Below are 2838 nucleotides of genomic sequence, written 5' to 3' on the forward strand. Positions count from 1 at the left end.
GGTGGTCAACTACCTAATTTTCAGGGAAAAAGTACCTGAATTTTCCCCCGATCCCCGCAATGGCTGGCACTTTTTGAGGGGAAAAAAGTCCAAAAGTCTTATCCAACAAGGTTTTTAGATTTATTCAGCAGACCCTAATTATCTAACAGCAAAGGTCGCATAAAACCGCCATAATTCTCGTCATCTGTACCGATAAAGACTTCTATTTTACCTCTAGGAGATTCTCTGGTGGTCACCGCTTCCACTTTGGAGCCGTCGATTTCTGCAATTTTTTGGGGATTAGGGGCAATAATTAGGCTATTATCGGCTGTAACTTGACCGATACGGTAAACAGCACTTCTAAACACTCCCGCACTATCTGGATCGTAAGCGGAAGCTATGTAGATATTACCTTGCTTATCTACGGCTAAATCGGAGATGGGGCGAATATTTTTACCACTACCAAAAGGACTCCGAAAAGTTACCGACTGAAATTCCCCGAATTTTAAGGGATTGAACGAGATATCCGTCCAGCGAATCTTTGTACTCTCTTGACTATCGGCCCGTTCTGCGTAGATAAATAGATAACGATCGCCTTGCCGACTAACAGCGATCGCCTCTACATTTTCGACTGCGATCGGCCAATTTATTTGCTCAACTATCTTGACTTTTTGCTGGTTATATGCTAGTAAAAATAGTCTTTGAAAAGGTTTTTTGTCGCCACTTTCAGCCAACAAAAATAAGTTAGTTTCAGGGATATGAGTAATACTTTCGAGATCGTTACTCAATCCCTCTGGATTTGGCCAATCTACCCTTAAAACCTGCCATAATAGCGGTTTTTCCTCTGTAGGCAGCTGTAAAAGACTCAGCCTTGGTTGAGATGGATCACTATTTTTGCCCTTATTTTTGGCATCGTGAACCCCTAGAAAAATATCCGCTTCTACCCAAGCTAAACCACTGAGATCCGGGAGATAAGTCTCCAGTCGTCTCGATTGTTGAGCAAAAGAGACTTGCACGGCCGAAAAAAAGAAAACTAGCCCTAAAATCCCTGAAAAAACAGTTTTTAGTAGGCCATTCTTCCTAAAAAATGCTCTATTATCTAACATATATCTCCTAACTCCTAATATCACTGATTAACTCCTCCACCACGCGATTTAAACCGACGGAATGGGAAGCTTTACATAAAATGCGATCGCCAGAATCGATCACGTCCTTCAAACGATTAATTAAATCTATATGAGTTTGAAAACATTCGCAAGCGACCCCAGTAGCGGACTCAGCAATAAATTTAGCTTCTGGGTCATCTACCAAGACAAACAAGCGATCTATACCTAGTTTTTGCACCCTCTCACCCACTTGGCGATGTAATTGCTCCGAAAAAGACCCTAACTCCTTCATCGTGCCTAAAACAGCAATATGACGCTGACCGGGAGTAGCTTTTAGCAAATCTAAGGCCGCTAACATTGATTCTAGACCCGCGTTATAGGTTTCATCGAGGAGTAGGATATCTGGCTCTAATTGGTAACGTTTGGCCCGACCACTGGGTAAATTAACTTTAATTCCCTCTTGCAAAGAAGTCCAATCGATGCCTAAAATTTTCGCTACGGCCAAGGCCGCCATAAAATTTAAAGCATGATGACGACCGGATAAAGGTAAGTTAAAATCTAGTCCATTTACTCGTAAAGTAGTTAAATCCAGTAATTCCCCGACTATATCGCCGCCAGAGAAGCCATAGGTAATTGTTTCCCCCTGCCATACCCGTTTAGCTGTTTCGGTAAGTAAAGGGTGATCGTAGTTAAGAACAGCTATACTACTAGAAGGAGACTCGGCCAATAACTCACCCTTGGCCTCTGCGATCGCTGCTTCCGACCCTAAACGACCGATGTGAGCGGTTCCCACATTAGTAATCACTGCGATCGTCGGTTGGGCGATTTGAGCGAGCAGGGCAATTTCTCCCCGTCCCCGCATTCCCATCTCGATTACGGCACTATCGTGAGTTTCATCCAGTTCGAGGAGAGTTTTCGGCACTCCGATCTCATTGTTATAATTAGCTAGGGTTTTATGTACCTTTCCCCGGGTTGCTAATACCGAAGCGATTAATTCTTTAGTCGTGGTTTTCCCCACCGATCCTGTAATAGCAATCACGGGTATAGTAAATTGATTCCGCCACCAATGGGCTAATTGCTGATAGGTTTCTAGGGTATTCTGGACCAGGAATACAGGAATATTACTAGAGTAATTTACCGAAACTGGCTGATCGACAATCAATGTCGCCGCTCCTTTTTCGATAGCCATATCGATAAAATCATGACCATTAAAATTATCACCTTTTAAGGCCAAAAATGCTTGTCCTGACTCAATACTACGGCTATCAGTATTAATGCCAGATACTAAACTATCGGGACTAAAACTTATGTCACCATTATCTTGTAAGGACAATAATTGAGCTAGTTGATTGAGGGATAAATGAAAGGCCATAGACAATAAAAATACTTAGGATTAACATACTCCCACCGTCAAGCTACGCTGTGACGGGGGATTCTTGACCTATCACTATTGGAAATTCCTTGTTCAACGAGACAGCTTAGATTCTCAATGTCTCCACTGAAAATCCAGAGACCGGACTCTCCCAAGGCGTTTGGGTCGGTTTCTGTTTGCCCAACAGTACCGTTGAGATGATTTCCCAAATATTGCAACCCTTTTTTAAGAATATTTATTGCTGCATTATGATCCCTATCTAAGACTGTTTTACAATTGGGGCATTGATGAGTTCTAGTGCTTAATGATTTTTGAACTCTCGTCCCACAAACTGAACAATCTTGGCTAGTAAAATGGGGAGGAACAGCAACACAAACAATC

3 protein-coding genes are annotated in these 2838 nt (G+C 42.5%); all 3 read right to left on the minus strand.

From position 1 onward, the window contains the following. Positions 1-134: 134 nt before the first annotated feature. Positions 135-1085, minus strand: a complete 951-nt coding sequence (locus O9300_RS13445) for a hypothetical protein (RefSeq protein ID WP_287972130.1) — start codon at positions 1083-1085, stop codon at positions 135-137. Positions 1086-1092: 7 nt separating this feature from the next. Next, positions 1093-2457: a UDP-N-acetylmuramoyl-tripeptide--D-alanyl-D-alanine ligase gene (locus O9300_RS13450; RefSeq protein ID WP_287972132.1), complete on the minus strand. Its 1365-nt coding sequence runs from the start codon at positions 2455-2457 to the stop codon at positions 1093-1095. 38 nt (positions 2458-2495) lie between these two features. Further along, on the minus strand, positions 2496-2838 hold a 343-nt coding region (locus O9300_RS13455; RefSeq protein WP_287972133.1), incomplete at its 5' end, for a zinc ribbon domain-containing protein.

It is taken from the genome of Microcystis sp. LE19-195.1E, assembly GCF_027532095.1.
Taxonomy (GTDB): domain Bacteria; phylum Cyanobacteriota; class Cyanobacteriia; order Cyanobacteriales; family Microcystaceae; genus Microcystis; species Microcystis aeruginosa.